We start from the raw sequence: 1757 nt of genomic DNA, 5'->3' as shown, positions 1-1757 counted from the left end.
CTTCGTGCCGTCACCGGCGGCGCTCGCCGCCCGCATCGGCGACATGGGCGCTGCGACCCTCAACCTGCAGGCCGGCTCCCCGCGCCAGAGCCCGGGAGCGGCGGCGATCGAGCGCGCGCTGATCCGCTGGCTCGCGGACGCGGTGGGCTTTCCGGCGGGCGCGGGCGGGCTGTTTCTGTCCGGCGGCTCCATGGCGAACCTCACCGCCGTGGTCGCGGCCCGCGAGGCGATCCTCAGCGAGGCCGACCGGCCGCGCGGCGTCGCTTACATCACATCCGAGACCCACGCCTCGGTCGCCCGCGCGCTCCGCATCGCAGGGCTCGCCCGTGACCGGGTGCGGCTGGTCGCGACCGACGAGCGCGTCCGCATGGCGCCCGAGGCGCTCGCCGCCGCCATCGCCCGGGACCGGGCGGACGGGTCGATCCCCTTCCTCGTGGTCGCGACCGCGGGCGCGACGGCGACCGGCGCGATCGATCCGCTGCCCGCCCTCGCCGACATCGCGGAACGGTCCGGGCTTTGGCTGCATGTGGACGGCGCGCTCGGCGCGACCGCCGCGCTGTCGCCCGCCCGCCGGGGGCTGCTCGACGGCGTGGAGCGCGCCGTCAGCCGCGCCGGCGACGGGCACAAATGGCTGTTTCAGACCTATGGCTGCGGCATGCTGCTGGTGCGCCGGGAGGCGGCGCTGACCGACGCCTTCCGGCTCGACGCCGACTACCTTGATGACCTCGGCGAGGCCGACGGCGCGCCGGCCTTCTGGGACATGGGACCGGAGACCACCCGCCCCGCCCGCGCGCTCAAACTGTGGCTGACCCTGCAGACGCTCGGGCTCGACGAGATCGCCGCCGCCATCGACCGCGCCTGCGGCCATGGCGAAACGATCGACCGACTCGTCGCCGGCATGGACGGCTGGCGGCGCGGCGCGCCGGCCTCGCTCGGGATCGCCACCTTCCGCTGCGCGCCCGAGGGCCTCGACGACGCGGGTTGCGACGCGCTCAACGCGGCCCTCGCCGACGATCTGCGCCGGGACGGGTTCGCGGTGGCGGGCGAGGCGCGGATCGGCGGGCGCCGGTTCCTGCGCCTCTGCGCGCTCCATCCCGAAACCACCGACGACGACCTGCGCGAGACGCTGCGCCGGCTCGAGGCGTTCGCCCGCCTTCGGCTCTGACGGGCCCGCGTCAGGGGCGGCGGCGGGCCTCCCGGACGAGGCCGACGGCGTAGACCGCGAACACGCCGAGCAGCGCTGCCGCGAGCCCGAACCACGTCAGCGCGTATTCCAGATGCCGGTTGGGGAAGCTGATCCGGGTTTCGCCGCCCTGGGGCAGGCCGCCGGGATTGGGCGTCGCGTCGGCGTCGATGGTGAAGGGCGCCGCCCGGTCGAGGCCGAGCCCCGCCGCAATGGCGCCGGCGTCGCGCGCGAAGAACAGCCGCTTCGCCGGCTCGTCCGCCGGCGTGAAGGCGTTGCGATCCTCCGGTCCGCGCAGCAGGCCCCTCACCGTCACGCGGCCCGACGTCTGGCCGTCCGCGCGGGTCGCCGGGTCCTGCCGGCCCTCCGGCGTGAAGCCGCGATTGACGAGGATCGCCGAGCCGTCGTCGAGCATCAGCGGCGTCAGGATGAAGTAGCCGGGGCCGCCGATCGGCCCGCGCGGCTCGCCGAGCGCCACATAGACCCGCGCCTCGCGGGCGTGGTCGAACACGCCGTCCGCGCGCACCGGCGTGTAGGCGAGCGCGCCGAGGTCGAGGCCCGGCCACTCCGCCGG

2 protein-coding genes are annotated in these 1757 nt (G+C 76.1%); one reads left to right on the top strand and one right to left on the bottom strand.

Translation table 11 applies throughout. From position 1 onward, the window contains the following. On the top strand, window positions 1-1165 hold a 1165-nt coding region (locus ACFQ4O_RS17305; RefSeq protein ID WP_378777594.1), incomplete at its 5' end, for a pyridoxal phosphate-dependent decarboxylase family protein. Window positions 1166-1175: 10 nt separating this feature from the next. Here the strand turns inward: ACFQ4O_RS17305 and ACFQ4O_RS17300 are convergent. Continuing rightward, window positions 1176-1757: SURF1 family protein (locus tag ACFQ4O_RS17300; RefSeq protein WP_378777592.1), on the bottom strand; the 582-nt coding region annotated here is incomplete at its 5' end.

The sequence above is a fragment of the Methylopila musalis genome (genome assembly GCF_042679725.1).
Classification (GTDB): domain Bacteria; phylum Pseudomonadota; class Alphaproteobacteria; order Rhizobiales; family Methylopilaceae; genus Methylopila; species Methylopila musalis.
Note: the sequence above shows the minus strand (reverse complement) of the source record. Positions and strands in the feature narration are given on the sequence as shown.